The organism is Psittacicella gerlachiana (assembly GCF_003585965.1).
GTDB classification, from domain to species: Bacteria; Pseudomonadota; Gammaproteobacteria; order Enterobacterales; family Psittacicellaceae; genus Psittacicella; species Psittacicella gerlachiana.
Genome location: NZ_NRJF01000276.1, coordinates 1 through 2,435, shown reverse-complemented (window position 1 = coordinate 2,435; position 2,435 = coordinate 1). Strand labels below are relative to the sequence as shown.

At 31.2% G+C, this 2,435-nt stretch carries 1 protein-coding gene; it reads left to right on the top strand.

Going from position 1 to position 2,435, the window contains the following annotated elements; all coding sequences use genetic code 11:
• Positions 1-123: 123 nt before the first annotated feature.
• A complete protein-coding gene (locus CKF59_RS07605) occupies positions 124-1,443 on the top strand; it encodes a hypothetical protein (protein ID WP_119535304.1) in 1,320 nt (439 codons plus the stop codon).
• Positions 1,444-2,435: the final 992 nt, after the last annotated feature.

Here is a 2,435-nt window from a genome sequence, read left to right as displayed (position 1 = left end):
AGCCCAAATTATCCCTAGATTTGTTAAGATTATTTTTCCTTCTTTTTTTGTTTTTTATTTTTTATAGTTAATTTTATAACGAATGAAGATAAGAGATATTTTTCTTCAAATTCACAACTAATTATGTTAAATAATAAACAGAATAACTCCAAGCAACCTAAGCTTATTACTTTAGATTATGAGCTTTATCGTCAAGTGTACACTGCAGGCATTAATGCCTGTCCCGTTGCCAAAGCCATGGCAGATGCGAGTTTTTTAACAAATAACCCTGCAAATTACTATACTAAAGGGGTATACCCTTGGGCAAACCAAGCTGATATCTTAGCGAGCGGATATTACATGCGTGCATCTTGGTTTTGCTTATACATTCGCAATATTCAAGCTAATAACCACAAAAAATCTACGACTTTAGAGCAAGAATTAATTCTTACAATTAGTGATTATCTCTTCTTTTTAAGTAAATACGCCCAAACGAGTAGGGACTTAAGGGCTCCACCTTTAAAAAAAATTAAACCTTTAGATAAAAAAGATGTATACTTAAATATACTATTTTTTGACTTTAAAAGTTCCTGCTCGGGCAAACAGCTCTTTTCTTTATTTCCGCAATTTAATCAATACCAATTAGAGCAAGCAACTCAAGGTTACCAATACCAAGAAGCTTTAGCTCTAGGGATCTTAAATCTTATTGCAGAAAATAAGAATGAAGAAGAGCAAAGAGCTGAAAATGAAAACTCCTTAGTTGCAAGTGTAGTTAAAAACATAACCGCTAAGAATAAAATCCTAGCAGAGAAAATCAAAGAAGAGAGAAACACAAAAGAGAGTCTCGAAGCCCAACTTCTAGAGCAAGAACTTCGAGAACAGAAATTCTTATATCGAGAATTTCTCAACCAAGAATTCCAAACCAAGGAAATCTGGGATCATCTAGATATAAGTCCCCGAGATAGTAATCCTCTAAATTGCCAACAACATCAGCAATCTCAAGATTACAAAATAAAAAGCAAAACTAGATATAGAGAAGATTCATATAGCAAAAATTCATGTAGCAAAAGTACATGTAACAAAATTGAATTTAAAGAAATAAAAAGCTATCTCCTCAATATCAATAAATATCTTGTACGCTTTACGCTGTTAGGAGCAACTATAGGTTTAACTTTATGTTGTTACCATAGCTTAAAAGCTTTAAATCAAGACCTCAATTACTTTTGCAATCTCGGAGAAAAGAATCAAATTCTTTATGATTTTTGTCTTACTTGGCTAGCCCAAACCACTAGCTTAGGGATTTCCTTACAGCCTTTAAATGATCTAGCTTGGCAATATTATCAGAGCGAGCTGAGCATAGATGAATTTTTGCATCAATATCAAACAAGAATGAAAACTAGTGCTTTATTAATACACTTACAAACCCAATTAAAACAAGCCTTTGATTTCAAGACTCAACCTTGAATCAGGTATTACCGATTTAGTGTCCTAACTTATTTTTTATAAGTTTTAAGGTACACTTACCGTCGTTGTCCTCAGCAATGAGAGCAACATTCCTGAGAAGAAAGTAGGTGAGGAGCTAGTTCGCTAGCTCCTTTTTAATTTACGTCTTTTTCTCTTATCTAACCTAGCTAATAAATCTTTAGTAATTTACCTCCCAAAAAACTTCTAATAATTCTCCCTCCCTAACAAATATATTTTATCTAGTATATTTTTACCTAGTATTCAAAGATTTACTAACAAACTTTTCGCAACACTCTTGCAAAAAATTTTATTTCTGCTAAGATGTAATGTTAAAAAACTTAATTTTTTAACTCCATACTTTTAACTGATTCTTAACTTAAGGATCAAGGCCTCCAAGCGAGTTAGCAAAAAGAATTAATGTTTTTTTAAAGTTTTTTTAGCTGTATCATTTCTGCACTTAACTAAGGAGGTATACAACTAAAAAACTTTAATTACTTCTCAGGCAAAGAAGTAATTCTGAGGTCTAACCTCACAATTCATCATATTTATTTCATTTTTATAATCAATTATTTTAATCTAGGAGTAAGGGGTTACCCTTGCTCCTTTTTTTATTTTATGCTTTCTTTTTAACGCTGTCAGGAGTATTTTTAGCTTTTAACATAAGGAAAGATACGCTTTACTCATTTACACTCTCTTTTATGCCTATATTTGCTATTACTAGTCCTCTACTTATCTCTAGACGCTTAATACTCTAAACCTACTTGAATTTAAATTCTAGCTCTAAATTTAAATCCTAGCTCTAAAAGACTTAAAAAGAAATATTGAGTTGGGAAGAAATGCTTAATTGGATAGAAATATTAAGTTAAAGCATAAATGGACTGAACGCAGAGATGCCTCAATATGAAAATAACTACTAAGAGCATACAATAATTGCATAAATACAAATATAAATAATAAAATAAGCAAGTCAACTTTATGATAAAGTTTTAAAT